Origin of the sequence: Flavobacterium lacustre, from assembly GCF_027474525.2 — a bacterium.
GTDB lineage: Bacteria > Bacteroidota > Bacteroidia > Flavobacteriales > Flavobacteriaceae > Flavobacterium > Flavobacterium lacustre.
This window is the reverse complement of the sequence record NZ_CP114882.2, coordinates 1,894,071-1,915,188: the sequence shown is the minus strand read 5'-3', so window position 1 is coordinate 1,915,188 and position 21,118 is coordinate 1,894,071. Positions and strand designations below refer to the sequence as shown.

At 35.6% G+C, this 21,118-nt stretch carries 10 protein-coding genes; 5 read left to right on the top strand and 5 right to left on the bottom strand.

Features of this window, described 5'->3' with window-relative positions; all coding sequences use genetic code 11:
• The first annotated feature begins 2 nt into the window (after positions 1–2).
• On the top strand, positions 3–8,582 hold the full coding sequence (locus O6P34_RS08315; protein ID WP_269684051.1) for a LamG-like jellyroll fold domain-containing protein: 8,580 nt from the start codon (positions 3–5) through the stop codon (positions 8,580–8,582).
• A gap of 62 nt (positions 8,583–8,644) precedes the next feature.
• On the top strand, positions 8,645–9,562 hold the full coding sequence (locus O6P34_RS08310; protein ID WP_269684050.1) for an SGBP N-terminal domain-containing protein: 918 nt from the start codon (positions 8,645–8,647) through the stop codon (positions 9,560–9,562).
• 365 nt (positions 9,563–9,927) lie between these two features.
• Here the strand turns inward: O6P34_RS08310 and O6P34_RS08305 are convergent, their stop codons facing one another.
• From O6P34_RS08305 to O6P34_RS08295, 3 genes are all read right to left on the bottom strand, one after another.
• Positions 9,928–11,280, bottom strand: coding sequence for an alpha-amylase family glycosyl hydrolase (locus O6P34_RS08305; protein ID WP_269684049.1), 1,353 nt, complete (start codon positions 11,278–11,280; stop codon positions 9,928–9,930).
• Between the two features lie 224 nt (positions 11,281–11,504).
• Positions 11,505–12,497 carry a glycosyltransferase family protein gene (locus O6P34_RS08300; RefSeq protein ID WP_269684048.1) on the bottom strand — a complete coding sequence of 331 codons (993 nt, stop codon included), beginning with the start codon at positions 12,495–12,497 and terminating at the stop codon, positions 11,505–11,507.
• Positions 12,498–12,592: 95 nt separating this feature from the next.
• Positions 12,593–13,414: a UDP-2,3-diacylglucosamine diphosphatase gene (locus O6P34_RS08295; protein WP_269684047.1), complete on the bottom strand. Its 822-nt coding sequence runs from the start codon at positions 13,412–13,414 to the stop codon at positions 12,593–12,595.
• 197 nt (positions 13,415–13,611) lie between these two features.
• On the opposite strand from O6P34_RS08295, the gene O6P34_RS08290 reads away from it, so the two are divergent.
• A complete protein-coding gene (locus tag O6P34_RS08290) occupies positions 13,612–14,175 on the top strand; it encodes a DUF6642 family protein (RefSeq protein ID WP_269684046.1) in 564 nt (187 codons plus the stop codon).
• A 166-nt stretch (positions 14,176–14,341) separates the two neighbouring features.
• On the opposite strand, the gene O6P34_RS08285 is transcribed toward O6P34_RS08290, so the two are convergent.
• Positions 14,342–15,016 (bottom strand): TonB-dependent receptor plug domain-containing protein, encoded by a 675-nt coding sequence (locus O6P34_RS08285; RefSeq protein WP_269684045.1) that lies wholly within the window; start codon positions 15,014–15,016, stop codon positions 14,342–14,344.
• Between the two features lie 362 nt (positions 15,017–15,378).
• Between O6P34_RS08285 and O6P34_RS08280 the strand changes: the two genes are divergently transcribed.
• Complete coding sequence (locus O6P34_RS08280) at positions 15,379–19,335, top strand: DUF8693 domain-containing protein (RefSeq protein ID WP_269684044.1); 3,957 nt, start codon at positions 15,379–15,381, stop codon at positions 19,333–19,335.
• A 52-nt stretch (positions 19,336–19,387) separates the two neighbouring features.
• A complete protein-coding gene (locus O6P34_RS08275; protein WP_269684043.1) occupies positions 19,388–19,612 on the top strand; it encodes a hypothetical protein in 225 nt (74 codons plus the stop codon).
• Positions 19,613–19,885: 273 nt separating this feature from the next.
• Here O6P34_RS08275 and O6P34_RS08270 read toward each other — a convergent pair whose 3' ends face one another.
• Positions 19,886–20,389 (bottom strand): hypothetical protein, encoded by a 504-nt coding sequence (locus O6P34_RS08270; RefSeq protein WP_269684042.1) that lies wholly within the window; start codon positions 20,387–20,389, stop codon positions 19,886–19,888.
• Positions 20,390–21,118 lie beyond the last annotated feature (729 nt).

The following is a 21,118-nucleotide window of genomic DNA, read 5'->3' as shown; positions in this document are numbered from 1 at the left end:
GAATGAAATATATTCTTGTATTGTGCCTTGTAATACTCAGTTATAGCACTTTGATTGCCCAACAAAAATTGGGTGTAAAATCGGTGATTAGTACAGCGGCTTCCAAAAAAGACCGTTTGGGATTAACCTTAACCAAACCCGTTAATGGAGTGAATAAGACATTTACCATTGGAAGTGTAAGTCTCCAAGTAGGACTGCCTTATATGGGACTCACAAAAGGTTCAACTGTCAATGATGCTTCAACTCAGAATTACAGCAAAGATTTAGGCTTTCCTTGGGGAATTCGATACCGATACAATACTTTTTCCGAGGATGCCTTCACGGTATCCAAAGGCTATTACAGCGACCGAATTGAGATCAACTGGGACATAAAAACAAACCGAGATAAAATTATTAGTATATCAGTATATCGTACAGAAGATGTCTCCAGTTTGAATCCAAATTGGGGAACCTCATTGAAAACATTAGCAGCAGATGCGGGAACTTTTACAGACACTAATGTAGAAGGAGGAAAATTGTACCGCTATAAAATAGCAGCAAAGGGAGTTGAAATTGACGGTTTAGAAATACTTTATACTACATATATTACGGGCATCGGTTATAGAAATCCAACAGGAGTAATTACGGGAAATATTAGTTACACAGGAGGAAATCCAGTAAAAGATGTATCAATAGTTGCCAATCCAACAGGAAGCACCTTACGTTTTGGCAGTTCTTTAAAAGTACCAAGTAATAGCTATGTTACAGTAGCGAAATTGAATAAAAGTTTAAAAGATTCCATCAGTATACAAACTTGGGCTAAACCCGAAAGTGCTTTTAACAATGATGAATTAACCTTGTATAGTCTGGCGAGTAATCGTGCCGAAACTTTGAATTTTAAAGTTAAAATGGCTTTGGTAAATGGAAAAAATGTACTGACAGCCTCCTTAGGTCCCCATATTATTAGTTTGAGTGATTATATTCCAAGTGGTGAAACAGACAATAAAGGAGATGATATTTTAGTGCCCATCACTAGTATAAACACTTCATTTACCCATTTTAGCGCCGTATTAAGAGATAATAAAATTCCTGAAATTTACATCAATGGCCGATTAATTTCGGCAGCTTATGCAGCTAAAATGAATACCATTTTTGCACAAAGAACCTTGACTGGACCACCTACAAGCGTTACTTTTACAAGCACCAATACAATTCTTAAATTAAATACTACAGCTGGTGGAGATCAGCAAAACTGGATTAGTTTTAAAATGGGAGGAGGCAAAACAGCCCTGCTAGACGAATTCCGAGTTTGGGAAACCGCCTTAAACGCTTCACAAATCCTTCGTGATTATCGCCGATATCTCAAAGGCAATGAATCCTATTTGAATACCTACCTCAGAGCCAATGAAAAAATGGGTGATTATGCCTATGACCTAGCGCAAACTGGTTTTGTTTTTCACGGCAACGATGCAAAATTGAGCAACGCAACAATAGCTCCTACTTGGGCCAACAGCGATACGGATAGTAATAATATTCCAACCAACAGCCAGCTCGGGGTTTTAGGAGTATCAGATGAGTTTGGCAATTATGTCATATCAGCTATACCTTATGCTGGTAATGGCGATTCTTTCACCATAGTACCTTCGCTTGGAAAGCATGAATTCAATCCGAAACAAGAAGTAGCTTTTTTAGGTTCGGGTTCTACCGTAGTCAATAATGTAGATTTTATTGATCAATCGTCTTTTTTATTCAGAGGAATCGTTGTTTATGACAGTAGAGGGGTTTTCCCTCCTACTTCCGATGCGGAAATAACTGGAGATATAAAGGACAATGAAATCTATAATGCCTATACCAAAGGGACCTTAAAATATCAAAAAGGAGAATATTGGGCCGAAAAAGACAACACTGGTAAAATTATAAGACTGAGGCGATACGCCACTATACCTGTTACTGGCGCATATGTTAATATTGATAATGCTCCGGCAATTGATGCCAACAATGTTCCTATACAAACAGATATTAACGGACGATTTACAATAGAAGTCCCTATAGGACAGCATGCTATTAGCATCACTAAAAGTTCCCATACTTTTGAATTTGATGGTAGATTCCCTGCCAAAACGAGTTCGGTCATCAATGGAGAAACGTATTATACTAATACCTATCAAGACTTTTTTGAAGATAGAGACGAGCCAGTTACCTTCATTGATAATACTAAAATAATTGTGGTAGGTCGTGTTGTAGGAGGAACGACACAATCAGAAAAAACAATTGGTTTTGGAGCTAACGGAAAGAAAACCCTTTCTTATAAAGATGCTAGCGGTATCGATAGAACAACTACTTATACCTCGATCAATAATATTGGAAAAGCCAGACTAACATTGGGTTACCTCCCTGCCGGTGCAACAAGCGTAACACCTGAGTATAAGACTAGTTTTGAAACCAATATAGAAACAGGAGAATATAGTATTAAAGTATTACCTCTGAATTATATACTTTCCAAATATGATTTGATCTTTAGCAGTGGTAAAAATCCAGACAATAGACTACTGTTAGATACCGACCAATCCATTAATTTTACAGCCATAAAAGCCTTACAATATCCCACATTTGTGCAAGGAAATACAACTATTACAGGAGAGCCTTTTCAAGAAATTCTCAAATTTACCCATATAGCCAAACCTATCTACACCGTTTTAAGCCAAACCTCGGATACACAAATTGTAGCAAATGGGGTTACCTATACCATTGCCGCAAATCAAGTCACGCCAATATATAGCCAATTTGGTGATTATAGTATTCGAATTCAAGGTCAAGAGCGGTACTCAAATTATGATAGTGGAGCAACTCCTGTTGTAAACACAGTTCCTGTAGAAGGTGGCTCTATCATTGCTACCAATAGTTTAGCCTTAGAAAACAGTGAAAAAACAGAAGTTTCGGCAACTGACTCTAGCATACTCATCTATAGCTTTAGGGGAGGAATCCCCAATACAGATGCGACTAGCGGTTATAAAAGAACTATTGATTTGAAGTACAGATCTAATGGAGTGGATACTCCGTTAGAGAATTATAAAACCGAAGGAATAATCTTAGGAGGCGTAGCTGATGGCACTCAAACATTTGTAACAGCAGGGCCAGAATTTCCTGATTTTGTATTGCGGGACCCTCCTGGTTCACAGAGTTCGGCTACCATAGAAAAAGGTTCTTCTTTTAGCTTTACCAAAGAAAACTCATCGAGCGTGAACAATGGCAGTGAATTAAATGGAACTGTTTCTCTTGGATTTAAACTTAGTTTGGGCGGCGGACTTGCGGGACCTGTTATGGAAACAGAAGTTACAAATGATGTTTCTTCCGGCGTTACCATGGCACAATCATCTACAAATGGAAAAAGCGTAACAAATACTTACACTTTCAATCAAACCATTTCTACTAGTGATGATCCAAGTTGGATTGGTAGTGATGCCGACTTATATATTGGCACATCCGCCAATCAATTTTATGGAACTTATAATGATTTAATTGCATCAACAACACAACCGACAGAAACAACTCCGCAAAGTCCAATTAGTGTAGTTAAACCTAGTAATTCCAATATTACACAAGTATTCCCTAAAATTAATAAAGCGTTATACTTTAATGAAGCCCCGGAAAAAACATTGTTTGTCTATTCTCAACATAATATATTAAATGAAATCATACCAAAGTATTTAGAATTTATTAGACAAATTGATGCTGGTACACTAACTGAAAACACAAATGGAGTACTTACAAAAAATGCCTACCAATCGTCGGTAAACCTGTGGAGAAAAATAATTCTGAACAATGAATTAGCAAAATACCAAGCGTTAAACGACAAAGATAAACTCAAATCTTCTTTAAACGCCATCATTGAGAGTTTGAAAGACCCGGGAACCAATATATTATCGGCCTCAGCCAAACAACTAAAAGATTTATTAAATGCTACTTTTTATGAAAACATTTCTTTGGATGCCGGTGTTGGTGGTTTTACAAAAGGCTATCAAATAGAACGTTTAACATCAAGTTCTCTATCGTATTCTTTACAAATTGATGCTTCCATTGCTTTAGCTTTTGGGGCAGCCTTCAACGAAACCGGTTTTGAAATGGAAACCAAAACAAATAGCGGTACAGGAACTGAAAACTCTAGTGAGGATACCAGTAATGAAAGCACCAACATCAGTTATACCTTGAAAGATAGTGATACAGGCAATTTGTTAAGTGTGGATGTAATTAATGCTTTTGATGGCAACGGTCCTATCTTTATTACCAAAGGTGGAGAAACCTCTTGCCCGTACGAGGGACAAGAACTATCCCATTTTTACAACCCAACGCATCCTAATGTAACATCAACAACGGCAAGCATAGTTGATCTCGCAGAGGATCAACGTAAACCTTTATCTGTAGCAACTATCCCTTTAGAGCTACCTGAAATAACCGTAGTTGCATCCAACGTATCTGGTATATTTGAAGGTCGAAATGCCGAATTTGTACTTCGATTGAGAAATACCAGTACCATTAATAAAGTGGCAACATTTCAACTTAGCATTGATCAAAGTACAAATCCTGATAATGCATTGATTAATATTGAACCGAATGGAACACTAATCAATATTCCGGCAGGACAAACCGTGTTATACACCATGACACTCAAGAAAATTAAGCAAGACCAGTTTAATTACAATAATATCCGAGTGATACTTGAATCTCTTTGCGATGGCAATGCAACAGATGAAGTATTGGTTTCGGCTAGTTTTGTACCTGCCTGTTCTCCAGTAACAATTATGAGTCCGCCAAATAATTGGCTTTTGAATAAAAACACCGCTTTTAACGGAGCATTAAGTAAACCTTTGAATATCAAATTAGGCGATTATAATACCAGTTTTGCTAGTTTCCAAAAAATTAATTTAGAATACCGATTAAAAGGAACTCCCAATTGGATTGGTTTACGAACCTACTACAAAAATCAATCGGATTACACTACTGCTCTAACCGGTGGCGATACCAATGTAGAACTTATTGCAGGCAATCAATTGAACTACGCTTGGGATATTGCTGGCTTAGGCTTAGGCAACGGAAGCTATGAGATTCGTGCACGAACCAGTTGTTTTAACCAAACCGCTTACGAATCCGAAATTATAACCGGAAATGTCGATTTAACAGCTCCGGTCTTATTTGGCACACCCACGCCAAAAAACGGTATTTTAAATTTAGGAGATGACATTACCTTACGTTTTAACGAACCAGTTAAAATCAACGGTACGGTAACCAAGTTTGAGTTTTTAGTTCAGAAAAACCAATTACCTGTAAAACATGAAGTCTCATTAGCTTTTAATGGAACTACTAATACAGCCACAATACAAAAACCCCATTTAACTACTGGAGATTTTAGTATTGAATTTTGGCTTAAAAATACCAGCCCAACAGGAACTTCTACGCTACTCAATCAAAATGGGGGAATTAAAGTAGAATTGACAAATGATGTGTTGAAATATACTATTGGTGGGCAATCTATTAGTGCAACAGTAACCAAAGACAACACCTTCAATTACTATGCACTTTCATATGATGCTACTGCTAGTAAATTAACTATTATCGAAAATAGTCGAGAGATTATAAGTATTCCAATCGCTAATCCGATTAATTTGACCAATGAAAATCCTATTGTAATAGGAGGAAATACATTCAAAGGAAATGTACACGATTTGCGGTTTTGGAAAAAATACATAACCAGAGAATTGGCCGTTATTAATATGAATACGGTATTTAATGGCAATGAACTGGGCCTTTTGGGCTATTGGCCAATGGATGAAGGCAATGGAATTGTTGCCAAAGATTTGGCGCGATTCAAACATTTAGTCTTAAGCAATACGAACTGGGATATTTTTCCAAAAGGAACCGCATACTCCTTTGATGGTACTAATTATTTGACACTGGATAAAATAGCAAAAGTCAATATTACCAAAGAAATGGATGCCACACTTTCTTTCTGGATGAAAACGAATCAAGCTAGTGTTGCAACGCTTTTATCAAATGGAAAAGGGGATGATACGGATTTACTAGAGAGTAACGGATATCGAAACAAATGGGCATTTAACCTTACTACCTCTGGCGGAATTGAATTACAAGCTGAAAACAAAAAATTCCCTTTTGGCACAACTAAAGTAAATGATGACAGCTGGCATCATATTGCTTTAAGTTTAACTAGAAATGGAACGGTTAGAATGTATGTTGACGGTAAAGAACTGGGCTCTTATACTAGTGCAGATTTAGGCGGATTTGTTGCCAGTAATTTATTTGTGGGAGCACGAGGAACCCTAAATTCCGTGGATAACTATTACAAAGGTTTAATTGAAGAACTTTGCATTTGGAACATGTCGCTTACTGCCGATCAAATCAAAGCCGACCAATATTATGAAGTTAATCCTGAAAGTACTGGTTTACTTTTGTATTCTTCCTTTAATAAACCTGAAACGCCAAATATTTTGGGGCCCAAATATTTTACCCCTTCAGAAAGCAACTACGCTTTATTGAACGGTAATCTACTTGCTTTTACAGATACCACTCCAGGAATTAAACCGTTTCGCCCTACAGAATCTATTGTTTTGAACGCCGTAATAAATGGAGATCAAATCGTGTTGATTCCTGAAATTACTGATTGGGCAAGCATGGAGGGAAAGGTAGCAAAAATAACGGTTTCTAATCTTAACGATTTATCAGACAATAGCCAAGTCTCAGCGGTAACTTGGAATGCTTACATCAATAAAAATCCAATGAAATGGTTTGTTGAAGGACATGATGGCATTGTCGATTTAATGAAGCGATCCAATGAAAATTTGACTTTTGACATCACTTTGATTAATCAAGGAGGGCAATCACAGCCTTATGTTATTGATGCACCAAGTTGGTTGACCCTATCAGTTCAATCGGGGACAATTGCCCCAAATAATACAGTGACACTAAAAGCAACTGTAGACAATAATTTGGCCATCGGAAATTATAATACGGTTTTATCATTAGCCACTAATTATGGCTATAATGAAAAAATTCAATTGGACTTAAGGGTTCTTGAAAAAGAACCAATCTTACTATTAGACCCTACTAAGTTCACAGAATCAATGAATATCATTGGAAAAATCAAGCTGAATGATGTTTTTTCTGATGATCCCTACGACAAAGTCGTGGCACTCGTAAACGGCGAAGTTCGAGGGATGACTAATGTTGTTTTTGATTCCGCTTTCAATGAATATTTTGTATATCTGACCGTCTACAGCAATCAATTAAGCGGAGAAAATGTTGTATTCTATATTTGGGACGCATCAGACGGAAAATTAAAAGAAGCTTCCTTAAACGATGCAATTACAAAACCCTTTTTGGCAGACACTCTTATTGGAACATATACATCGCCCACCATTTTTATAAATACAGGGGTAACGGGTCAGCAACTACTATTGAATCAAGGTTGGACCTGGACTTCATTTAACGTAAATGATTCTCGATTTAATAACTTGAATCTGTTAACCACCGGACTCAATTTAAGCACCTCCGATTTAATACAATCCAATAGTCCTGCTTTATTTGATTCCTACCAGTTTTATTCATTGGGATCAACAAACAATGGATGGTCGGGCGGAATTTCTAGCAGTGGTGGTGTTTCCAGTACTAAAATGTATAAAATAAAACTGGCAACCGCACAAAAACTAAACATTAAAGGGACTCCTGTAGACTTAAACACTTGGTCCTTTGATTTAGCCCAAAATTGGAACTGGCTTCCTTTTATAGTAACTAAAAACGTACCGATTGGAGATGCATTAGCCAACCTAAATGCAAATGATGGTGATTTTATAAAATCTCAATCTTTGTTTGCTATTTATAGTTCTTCTATTGGTTGGAAAGGATCTTTAACCTATTTAAAAGCTGGCGAAGGATACATGATAAAAGTTGCCTCCGCTCAAAAATTTATGTATCCAGAATATTTAAACCAAGCGAGTAATAAAATGAGTAATCCTAATACAGGAAGAATAAAAGGCACAGATAATGAGGTATTGTCTAATCAATATGCACAATTCCCGAATACTATGAGTGCTATAGTAAAAGTACCCGAAGGTTTTGAGAATTTGGCTTTTTATAATGAAACCGGCCAATTAAGAGGAAATACCACCACAGAAAATGTGAATGGTACAAATCTGGCTTTCGTAACTATTTATGGCAATCAGCCGGAAAAACTAATTGCCTATATCGGTTCTGGAAAGGATATACAGGCTACAAAAAAATCAGTTAGCTTCTCAAGCGATGCTATTCTAGGTAGTATTTCGGATCCAATAGTAATCGACTGGTTAGAAGAAAGAATAAGTGTTTCTCCAAATCCATTTCAAAATGAACTTGTAATAGCTATTGATGCAGAAGAGAGTGGTGATGCAAAAATAACAATCAACAATATGCTCAATCAAGTGGTGTATACTGGCTCTTTCGAAACACAAGCTGGAGCTACTGTACTAAAAATACACCCGAATATCACAAGTGGAATTTATATTCTTAGAGTAGAGATAGCCGGGAAAATTGTGTTACAAAAAATAATAAAAAACTAAAATAAAAAATTCCGAAAAAAAGCCTTTTAAAGCTTCCTTTTTCGGAATAAAATCTTTTTTTTATGAAAAAAATAGCATTTTGCTTTATACTATTATGTCTTTCTTTTCCTGCAATGTTCGCGCAAGCGCCCACTTGGAAAGTAGATGAAAACGCGTATCAGTATACCATGACTTTTGTAGCAAAACTTAATGTGGACGGAAAACAATTAATTGGCGCAAATGACAAAGTAGCAGCGTTCGTAGGGAGTACCTGCAGAGGAACAAGTGGCGTTACCTATGTTCCCAACGAAGCTACTTATTATGCGTATCTGACCGTATTTTCGAACACACAAGATGAAACAGTTTATTTCAAATTATACGATAGTGCAGTTGATAAAACAACCGTTGTTACCAAACAAATTATTTTTGGAGTAAATGAGCATAGAGGAAATTTATTTCAATCCTACAGTATTGCCGAACCAGCATTAAACGACAAGTCCGAAATGCTGTCTTTCAATTTTACAGATATAAAAAGTGTTTCATCGGTCATTAATAATGGGAACGTTACTATAAACTTATATGACAGTTACGATATCACTGCCCTAAAACCAGTATTCACATTGAGTAAAGGTGGTAAGCTCTTAAAGAACAGAATAGAACAAAAATCAGGTGAATTTACCGATAATTTTTCTTCTACAATAACCTACGAAGTGCTGTCTGAAGATGAATCAAGCTTAACCTCTTATTCAGTTACTGTAAACCAAACCAGTACTCCAACTAAGTTCTATAAAAAAGATGCCGTTTGTTATGCAGGTGGAGCTATAAAAGTAGTCTCTAAACTGGAAGGCGAGACTGTAGCAATTAATAGCAATGGTAAAACAATTTTGACCAAAAAAATTAAAAATGGTGAGGCCTTATTTACTAACCTCACAACAGACTCTTATATTGTTTCGATAGGAGATGAACTGAAACTTATTAACATAATATTAAAAACAAAATAACTATGAAAAAAGTAATTAATACCAGTTTTAAAATAGTAGGTATACTAGTAATTCTATTTTTGTGCGGATGTGAAAAAGAGGAATTACCTCCTTGCAATAACATCGTTCAAGGCGAATTTGTAGAAGTAAAATAAAATCTTACTATACTATTTAGCACAATTTAAAACTCTGATGAGTGCCAAGTTGAAAATGTTCAAAGCATTTTAGTGAAATAGAAAACTCTATATAACAATAAAATCCGTCTGGCTTCATAAAAAACAAATGATGATGTATAGAAATAAAAAAAACGTCTGAAAATAAATTTCAGCCGTTTTTTTTATGTCAATAACCTAATCAGAAAAATGCATGTATCTATTCAAAACGAATTAATACTCATAAATTTCATAGCCCCAAGGCTTTATTTTTCGTTCTTTAGCATTTAAAAAAAACTCTTTTTCCTCAAAGACATTATATGCTTTTCCTAATAAAGAACTTTCTTTTAGGGAAACAGACTGCTCTGTACCTGAAAAATTCAGAATAATGAATACTTTTTTATTTCCTTTTTCTCTTACGTAAGCATAAACAGCTTTTTCATCACCAACCAATACTTTTCTAAATGAGGTATTCGCTGAAAGCGCTTCGTTTCTTTTTCTGAGTTCGAGTAAGGTTTTGTAGAATTTTTCTCTTTCAAAATTTTTAAAAGTAATTGGATCTTTTTCAAAAAATTCTAAAGCTCTTAAAACAGGCTCTTCTTGTCCGCTGTAAATCAAAGGAACACTATTTTTCATCGTTTGTGAAAAAACAGCAAATGGCGCGTGAACAGCTCCGGGAAAAGTTCCGAAATCAGCATGATTCCAACTATTTTCATCATGATTACTGGTAAAATACATTTGAATCGTATTCGCCGGATATAACATTTCATTTTCCTTATTGATACTGTCTAAAGCGAGTGCGGTCTTCTCCCCTTTGGCTACTTTTTCCATTATTTTGAACATATGCCAAGGATATACAGCGTCAAAACCACTCTTTGGAAGATAGGTACTATCACCTTCTGCAAGCATAAAAAGATTTTTCATCTTTCTTAATTGTGGTATCGATTTGTTCCAAAATGAAGCAGGAACATTCCATGCCACATCACATCTAAATCCGTCAATATTGGTACGTTTGACCCAGAATTTCATTGCAGCAATCATACTGTCTTGCATTATTGAATTTTTATAATCCAATTGTCGCGTATCCGCCCAGTCAAATGCTACTGCTGCTTTGCCAGAATTGTCTTTTACAAAAAATTCCGGATGTTCTGTAATCCAGCGATGGTCAGCTCCGGTATGATTAGGCACCCAATCAATCAACACTTTCATTCCTTTATCATGAATAGCTTGTACCAGTTTCTTAAAATCATCGAATGTTCCGAATTCAGGATTAATTGCCGTGTAATCCGAAACAGCGTAATAACTGCCTAAAGTACCTTTTCTGTCCAATTTACTGATAGGATTAATCGGCATGAACCAAATCGTCTCTACACCCATTGATTTGAGTCGATCCAGATGTTTTGCAAACGCATTAAAAGTTCCTTCAGGTGTGTATTGACGAACATTAACTTCATAAATATTGCCTTGCATCATCCATGCGGGATGCCCGTTGATTTGACTGGCGTCTAAGTTTGACCATTTACTGCTTCGGCAACAAGCCAAAGAAAACGTCAAAATAAGTATCAAAATATAAAAACCTTTTTTCATAGTGAAATAATTAGTTGTTAAAATATATTTATAAGGAGAAATTGGAGTCTAATTTATTCATTTAAAGAAGTATAAAAAACCTCCTAAACAAACCAATTCTCTTATCAAATATAATAAAAATTATTTGAATTTTTTAAGGTTAATCGCCTTTAAAACAGTGATTTTTAACACAAAAACAAGCGCAAAACAAACTGTTTTTACACTATTCAAAAAAGAGTTATTAATTATGAGGACGAGTACGTGTCAAATAAAAACTGTAAGGTTTCGGGAACATTATTGGCTTTTATTGTTGGAATTGAAGTAGTTGTATTCAGCCAGTTTTCTATAATGAGTTCAAATTCTTTACCAACTTCATAAAGCACTGGAACACCTAACTTTTTGAGCGCGGCTGCATTACATTCCTGTTCATAATGATTTAAAATCGGAATACTAAGTACTTTCTTTTTAAGATACAAAGCTTCGGCAGGCGTTTCAAATCCACCGCCGGTAATAATTCCGTGACAGTGTATCAGGCTTTCATTAAAATCTTTTTGATTCACAGGATAATAGGTAATATTACCAATTTTATGTTTGAATTTCACATCGCCCAAAAACCAATGAAACTCCTGTTGCGGAAGTTTATGAAATGCTTTTTCTAAACATTCTTTATCAAAAGAAGGCAAGTAAACCGTAATGTGATTGAGATCCTTTGGTGTAGCTTGCAGGATTTCATCTTTTATAATTGGAGGATGAATAAAAGAATCATAAGACTCAAAATGCAATCCGATGTGTTGCGGAGATGGCGCATAATGCTTAAAAATGGTTTCTCCTAAAATACTTTTTTTATCAGGTCTAGGCGTCAATTTTGAAATAAAACTGGCTTGATGACCAAACTGAACCGAATGTACTTTTTGTAATTTACAAGCCAAGGACGTTATCGAATCAAAATCATTAATAACTACATCATATTTTTTTAAAGGCAAAGCATTCGCATCCTTGAACATTCGCATGGGTTGAACATTTTTGGCAATTCCCCAATAATCCAAACCACCGCATTTGCTATAGTGTAAACTGCATCCTTTACTCGTATAAGTAATGGGTAAATTAATATCAAGACTGGCATAATTCCCACTCAAAAAAAAGTCAACGGTACCAAACTTTTGTAAATAAGGATACAATTGAATCGCTCGGCTGATGTGGCCATTTCCGGTAGCTTGAATGGCGTAAAATATTTTCATTGTGGTATTTTTAGAGAGTTCCGAAACTGATTTATGATATAAAAATCAGTTCGATTGAATAAAGTGTTTTGGGGTCAAATGACAGCTACTACATGCTAATCTTCTGATAAAATTTTGGTTACAATATCATGAATCGCCACCTCGTCTTTATTGTCATGACCAACGTATTCGGCTTTGTTATAATAATAAATACTCCATTTTTTTTTCTTGTATTCTAATGCGGTTAAATTCTCAATCCAATCGCCACTATTTAAATACAGTACTTTTCCGTGTTCATTTGAAATTTCTTTCATCTGCGGTTTATGAATGTGTCCGCATACGACATAACTGTAGTTTTTTTGGATCGCAATTTCGGCGGCAGTAGTTTCAAAATTAGAGACGAATGAAACCGCTTTTTTAACACTGTCTTTAATCATTTTCGAATAACTCCTTTTTTCTTTTCCCAAAAGGACTAAAAACCAATTGATAAAACTGTTCATCAAAATCAACAAATCATACCCTTTCCCTCCTAATTTGGCTATAATTTTAGCATAGCCTTTCGTAGAAGAATCGAATACATCACCATGAAAAATCCATGTTTTTTTCCCGTCTAATTCTAAAATTAATTTATCGGCCAACTCAAAATTGCCTAAAATTAAATCTGAATATTTGCGTAAAGCTTCATCGTGATTTCCTGTAATATAAATTACTCGGGTTCCCTGATTGGACATTTTTAATATTTGTCGCAAGACATTCATATGGGATGCCGGAAAATAGCTTTTGCTAAAACTCCAGATATCAATAATATCACCATTCAATACGAGTATTTTGGGATGAATGGATTTTAAGTAGTGTAATAATTCTTTGGCGTGGCAACCATAAGTCCCTAAATGGATATCACTTAAAACCACCAAAGGGATTTCTCGTCTCTTTTTCATAATTTGTTTTTACGAAAATAAGTACACTATATTAAGAGAATGTTTCCCTTATATTACCATTTCTATTCAATTGATTTTTTTATAAAAAGACAGAAATCAAATCCTGAATACCCTGCCAATCCACTTAAATTCGAAGTTTTTTATCTCCTAAAAAACATATATTTGCAAGCAATAAGACACTACACAAATCCAATGTTATGAATCCTGACAAATTCATTTTCTGTCTCGAAGCCGTTCCTGATACAGAAATACACACGACTACCGAAGTAGTCAAAAACTTAGAAAAATTAGCCTTTGAACAAGGCATTACCAGCATTTACAAAACCTGTGATACCATAGAAGGATTAGAAGAAAGTTTAAGCGCATTACTCTATGACGATCACAATTTCAAGGGATACGAAATCATTTACTTAGTCATGCCGGGCGAAGGAAATAACATTTGTCTCAATGATTACTACTATAGTTTTGAAGAAATAGCTGAACTCTTTGAAGGAAAAATGAAAGGAAAAATAATCCATTTTGCCAATGCTAAAATAGTGGACTTAGACGAGGAAGAAGCGCAATACTTTCTAGATGTTACAGGAGCTCGTGCCATTTCAGGTTATGGCTTACCTTATACCAAAATAGCCAGTATTAGTACGCTCGATCGGGCTTTCTTTAACTTTTGTCAAGAATATGAAGACGTTACCGAAATTGTAGAAGAATTACATCAAAAATACTTTGATCTATGTAAACTACTCGATTTTAGATTGTATTACTAAAAGGCATGTTTTGTAATACCGTACTAATTTTCTCTTCTTTGTATTAAAAAAGGTTATAAAGTAACATACAACCAACCGAAACAGCTAGCTGAGCAAACCTTTTGAAACAAAAAAACCCTGAATACAATACTCAGAGTTCTTTTGTTTTTTTTAAATACTAATAAGACTACTTTGTCTTTATCACGAGTACACCCGCCGAAGCCTGTGAACCATAAATAGCGGCATCTCCTCCTTTTAGTACATTTATGCTTTTCACATTATTAGGCAAAATATGATCAATACTCGATACAATCATCCCGTCAACAACAAATAATGGTTCTGAAATATTACGAAGTGAACTTACCCCCCTAATAGTTATTTTTCTATCTCTTGATACCGAAACTCCCGCTAGACGACCTCGTATCATGTCATATATGTTGGCATAGATTGCTGCATTTTTATCAGTAGTTTCCGTTATACTTTGTGTAGTATTGACTAAAAATTTTTGATCCACTTCTGAGTAGCCTATAGAAACTTTATCCCCTTTTTTGAGTCGGACTTTAGCTTCTTTTTCCGGTTCTAAAAACATAAAATTCATCTTGTCTTCGTTATTGAATTTCGAGGACAGTAAACCATAATCATACGAAAAAATATTAATTGCACCCACATGCTCCGGAAGCTGAACCTCAAATTCGCCCGCTTTATTGGTTGCTACATTTGAATAAACAGTATCCAAATAGATTTTGACTCCCGCAACGGGTTTGTTCTTGTAATTGACAACCTTTCCTGTGAGTTTCTTTTGGCCATAGCCAAAACCAACACATAACAATAAAGCAAACAATAGTAATTTAGTGATTTTCATAGTGGTTTGATTTTTTAAATGGCACTAAATATATAAAAAAAGGAAACTCAACGACAACTTTACAGCTATAAATCATTATCAAATACTATTTCTATCAATTATGTAAAAATTTAAGCACTAAAACCTCAAATAAACCGACATTAAAATTAATTTCAAATGCTGGAATTATGCTGAATTTAATAACTACTATTTCAACGCTGACAATCCTTAAATTATAATACCTAAGTATTTTCAAGAATTTAAAAAAATCGTTAATTTTTAATAAAAGTGTATTTAAACGGATAAATTGTACTTTAATCGATAATATAGTTTGAATTTAAAAATATTTAATTTAGATTTGGCCACCCATAAACAAAATTAACATGAAAAAAATTACCCAGTTCTTATTTTTATTTTTATTTTTTACTGCTTATTTATCGGCTCAAAACGAAGAATCCTTCAAAAATGCCCAAAAGTATCTAAATTCAAAAGGCGAAGTTATAATCCGATTTAAGGCGGCTAGTCAAAGTCAATTTTTAGAGTTAAACCGGATACTTTCTATAAGTCACAAACATGTGGATCAAGCTAATTTAGAAGTTGAGGCATATGCCAACAAGGAACAATTCAAAAAATTCCTTACTTACGGTTTAAATTATGAAGTAAATGCTTCTGATAATGAAATAGCTTTCAAGCAAAGTTCATCAACAAGTAAAATAGCTGCCTCGTGGGATACCAATTGGAATGTATATCCTAAATACTCCGAATATGTTGCCAAAATGCAATATTGGGCAACAACCTATCCTAACCTTTGTAGCTTACAATCTATAGGAACTACCCCAAACGGTAGAAATTTATATGTACTAAAAATTTCAGATAATGCCACAACAGAAGAAACTGAACCAGAATTCTTTTACACTTCTTCTATGCATGGTGACGAAATAACAGGTTATCCAACCATGTTGCGTTTCATAGACTACCTTTTAACAAACTATGGAACTCTGTCTGAAGTTACTAACTTAGTTAACGGAACCGAATTATTCATAAACCCTTTGGCAAATCCAGATGGTTCTTACAGAACAGCAGGAAACGATACTTACAATTCGGTTAACAATACTCCAACAAGAGCAAACTCTGCCAGTATCGATTTAAATAGAAATTACGGTGATGCCATTGGCGGAATACATCCAGATGGTTATGCTTACCAACCTGAAACAACTGCTTTTTTAAATTTTGAAGCAACTCGTAATTTTGTTTTAGCAGCTAATTATCATGGAGGTACTGAAGTTGTCAATTTCCCTTGGGACACCTCTAACACTCCGGGAACAGGTGCATTTAGTTATCATCCTCATGACAATTATTTCAAATATGTCTCTAAAGAATATGCCCAACTCTGTCAAACTGCTGATGGAGACTTAAATTATATGGATGCTGTCTACAATACCGGACAATTTCCGGGAACCACAAACGGAGCTGCTTGGTATTCGGTTTACGGAGGAAGACAGGATTACAATAACTTTTTCAATCATAATAAAGAGGTTACTATCGAAATTTCTGATACAAAAACACCTTTAGCCTCTGACCTACCTTTCTTTTGGGACAGAAACAGGCAAGCATTACTTAATTATGTAAAGCAAGCTGGCTATGGTTTACACGGCACGGTTAAAGACGCTTCAGGAAATCCTATTCATGCTAAAGTATACATTAGTGGTACTACAGATGGGTTTGGTTCATGGGTAGAAACCTCTCCAACTAAGGGAGACTATCACAAAGTACAAATTGCAGGTACTTATGATATTATATTTGAAGCCCCAGGATATACGAGTCAAACAAAATCAGTAACACTTACAAATGATACCACAACAACATTAAATATCACTATGGTACCCACAACAGCTAAGCCTGTTGCCGATGATAAAACAATTTGCGAAGGACAAACTGCTGCTTTATCAGCAACAGGAAGTGGTACAATCAATTGGTATAGCTCTGCTAATGCAACAACTCCTTTAGCATCTACTTCAGCCTATACAACTCCTGCACTAACCGCAACTACCTCATACTTTGTAGAAAACGTTGTTACACTTCCTAATGTTGGACCAACAACAGTATCCGGAAGCGCTACTGGAAGTGCAACAGTAAAGAACAAATACTTAGTATTTAATTGTACTAAGCCTACAAAATTAAAATCTGTACTGATCACTTCTTCTGCAGCAGGAGAAATACATGTAGAATTACAAAACAGTGCTGGTGCTATGTTAGAATCAAAAATAGTTAGATTAACAACTTCTGGTAGTCAAGACATTGCATTAGACTTTTTCTTACCAGCCGAAAATAATTTACGTTTAGTATCCAGACAAATTACAAACATGAGCTTAACCGCCACAACATCAAGCTCAACTATTGTTTATCCTATTACTAGTGGAGACATTAGTATCACAGGAGATAATGCAACTGGAGTTTTTTATCAGTTTTTTAACTGGAAATTAGAACCCGTTAAAAGCGACCGTAAAGAAGTTATTGTGAGTGTAAACCCATCAACTGTTGCAGGATCTGTAAATGGTGGCACTTCATTTTGCAATGCATCTGCTAGTGAATTATTAACATTATCAGGACATACCGGTGATATTGTTCGTTGGGAAAGTTCCGTAAACCCTTTTACAACTTGGACAACAATAAACAATACTACTGACACTTACACTTCGGATGTTTTGAGTGAAACTACTCAATTCCGTGCCATAGTAAAAAACGGAGTTTGTGATGCGATTGCTTCAACAGCCACAACAGTTACCATTAGTACCACCACCTGGAATGGTACCGCTTGGTCTAACGGAATACCTAATGCAACAAAAGGATTAGTTATATCAGGCAATTATACACCTGTTGCTGATGTAACTGCTTGTAGCCTGACCGTAAATAATAATGCTGTTGTACTTGTAAATTCAGGGATAAACTTCAACATTGCTGGAGATGTAACCGTAGCTACCGGATCTTCATTGACTTTTGAAAGCAATGCTAACTTGGTACAAACCAAAAACACCAATGGCAACACGGGGAACATTACTGTAAAAAGAAAAACAACTCCTTTAATGCTCTTAGATTATGTAATATGGTCTGCGCCCGTTGCAGGACAGCAATTACAGTCCTTTTCACCAGCAACATTGGCAGCCCGTTTTTTAACGTATAACCCAACAACGAATCAATACAATGCCGTACCAATACCATCGGCAGTGAATTTCAGTACAGGAACTGGTTATTTAATCCGTATGCCGAACAACCATCCTACTACACCTACCATTTGGGAAGGTCAATTTCAAGGGGTACCTAACAACGGAAATTACAATTTAACTGTAGCCAATAATACCTATAATGCCATTGGAAATCCGTATCCATCAACAATTAACGCCAATGCTTTTATAGCGGTAAACAACATTACAGAAGCCTTATATTTCTGGAGAAAAACAAATAATGCCGCCACAACATCCTACGCCACTTATACTACTGCAGGTGGAACTTCAAATGCAGGTGGTTTGAGTCTCGCGGTACCTAACGGAACCATTCAGGTAGGACAAGGTTTTATTGCCAAATCAACCAGTACAACTATTGCGTTTACAAATGCCATGCGTAGCGCTAATAATGGGAACCAGTTTTTTAAATCGAAAGAAATAGAACGCAACCGAATCTGGTTAAACCTTTCGAAAGGAACGGTTTCGGTCAACCAAATGATGATTGCCTACATGACCGGAGCTACTGCCGGAATTGATACGGCTATTGACGGAAAGTATTTTAACGACAATAAAATCGCATTAACCTCAAACCTAAACAACGAAGAATATGTTATTCAGGGACGTGGATTACCGTTTGATACTGCGGATACGGTTGCCTTAGCATTCAAAACGAATGCCTCCGGAAACTTCTCTATTGCTATCGATGCAGTAGATGGATTATTTGCCAACAATCAGGATGTTTTCTTGAAGGATAAAACAGCCAATACGCTTCATGACCTGAAAAAAGAAGCCTATACTTTTGCGTCAGAAACAGGAATATTCAACGACCGTTTCGAAATTGTATTCAAAAACACTGTTTCTCTTGGCGTTGAAACACCAGAGAGTATTGCCAATGCAATAGTCGTGTACAAACAAAACGGGGCATTGCATATCGAGGCCGGGAAAACAATCCTGAAAAATGTTCGCTTATATGACCTCCGCGGACGCCAGCTTTATGAGCAAAGAAACCTGAACGCTACAGCAACGAGTATCAAAGATTTTGCTGTCGCCAAACAAACCGTTTTGGTCCAAATAACAACAACCGAAAATAAAGTAATCACAAAAAAAGTGCTGTATTAGACTGGCTGCCCAATCATAAAAACACATCTTATTAGCCCCTAAAAAATTAAAAATGAAAAATACTTTAGTAAAAACATACAGTACCATTTTGTTCTTTTTCACTAGTTTTATGCTTTTTGCCAATGATGCTGTTGGTGACGAGAGTGACACAGGCGATTTAGAAAGCGCAGAAGCATCACCTGCCCCAATCAACGGAAAATTATTCATCCTGATTATTGCCGGCATTATTTTTGCCTATAGCACCTTCAGAAACAGCCAGAAAAAAGCAACCGAATAATTACCGAAAAGCGTAAAATTTTCGCTTTTTTATACTACTAAAGCCGAAATTACAGTACCAATACCATTGGATTTGTAATTTCGGCTTCGTTTTTTTTACTTCCCGCCTTTCGGCCAAAAAAGAAGTTTGATGTAGCATTTGTGTTTAGTAAAGTCAGCCCATTCACGATTCACGATTAACTACTCACCATTCACCTTTCACTACTCACTACTCACGATTCACCTTTCACTATTCACTATTCACTATTCACTATTCACCATCAAAAAAAAAACGCTATTCCGCTTCCTGCACTTTCTCAGCAACGGGTTGAGTTGCAGAACCGCCACCGGTATTTGGAAAAAACTGTTTCAGCTCAGCAACCTTTTCGGTATATCCCGGAGTTTTAGTCCCAGCTTTGTATTTGCTGTAATCATAATCGGTCAAGCTGTCTTGGTAATTATCATAATCATGTACGATTTTAAAATCACTCAACAATCGGGTAATTGTAGCCACACGGTCTAATCGCGTGTCCGCAAAAGTCCTGTCCTGAAAATCAGCTTCAAACTCTACCCAGTCTACATCCGAAGAAATTAAGGAAGGTTGTGTTTGAAAAAATTCGCGATCCTTGTTCACAAAAAGCTTGTTAGTTTCGTTGATACTTCCGTATTTCTGACGGTCCTCGGCAGTAAGATTTACTGTTACCGTTAGCAATTGAGTTTCAATAGCAGTCAAAGCCGCATCGATGGCTGTTTTCTGAACAGCAGTAAGGTGTAATCGTCCTAAATTAGTTAATGACATAGCATTAGTAATATTAATTGTTTTTAAATAAGATTGAAATCATTGATTTCATTGGGCAGAACCTAAACGTTTAGGTCAACGACCGAAGATTTTAGGTTCCAGACGTAAAATTTTACGTCACTGGGGGTAAAATTTTAAGTAACCAACCTAAAATTTTACGTGTCAAGGGGTAAAATTTTACGTCTCGAGCCTAAAATTTTAGGTTCCGAACGCAAAATTTTACGTCCTATGGGGTAAAATTTTAGGTTATTGAGCAAAATCAGGTGGGACCCCGATTGAATGGAGAAATCCTTTGTTCCATAAATACAGATTTTAACGTTAATAAAAACCAAAACTAAAAATCTTGTTAAAATGTTCTTTACGGAAAACCTCATTTGGATAAAAATAATTGAAAACAAAGCAAAAATAAATTTCAATTACCTAACAATCATCAATATAAAATTAAAAAATAAAATACATTCCCTTTTGCTCCATCATCAAATCACCTAAAAAAAGCCCAAAACCATAGACATCTCTCACCTTTCACTTTTCACCACTCACTTCTCACTAAAAAGCCTCTTATAAAAAAACAAACAATCTAGAATTAATTACATTTAATCGATAAAAACAAACACTTTGTCGATAAAAAAAGTAATTTAAACTAAAAATTATGTTTTTTTATAGAAAAAAAATTATATTTGGCGCATGAAAAAATTGGCTTTTATTACGTACTAACGCACAAGAAACCAA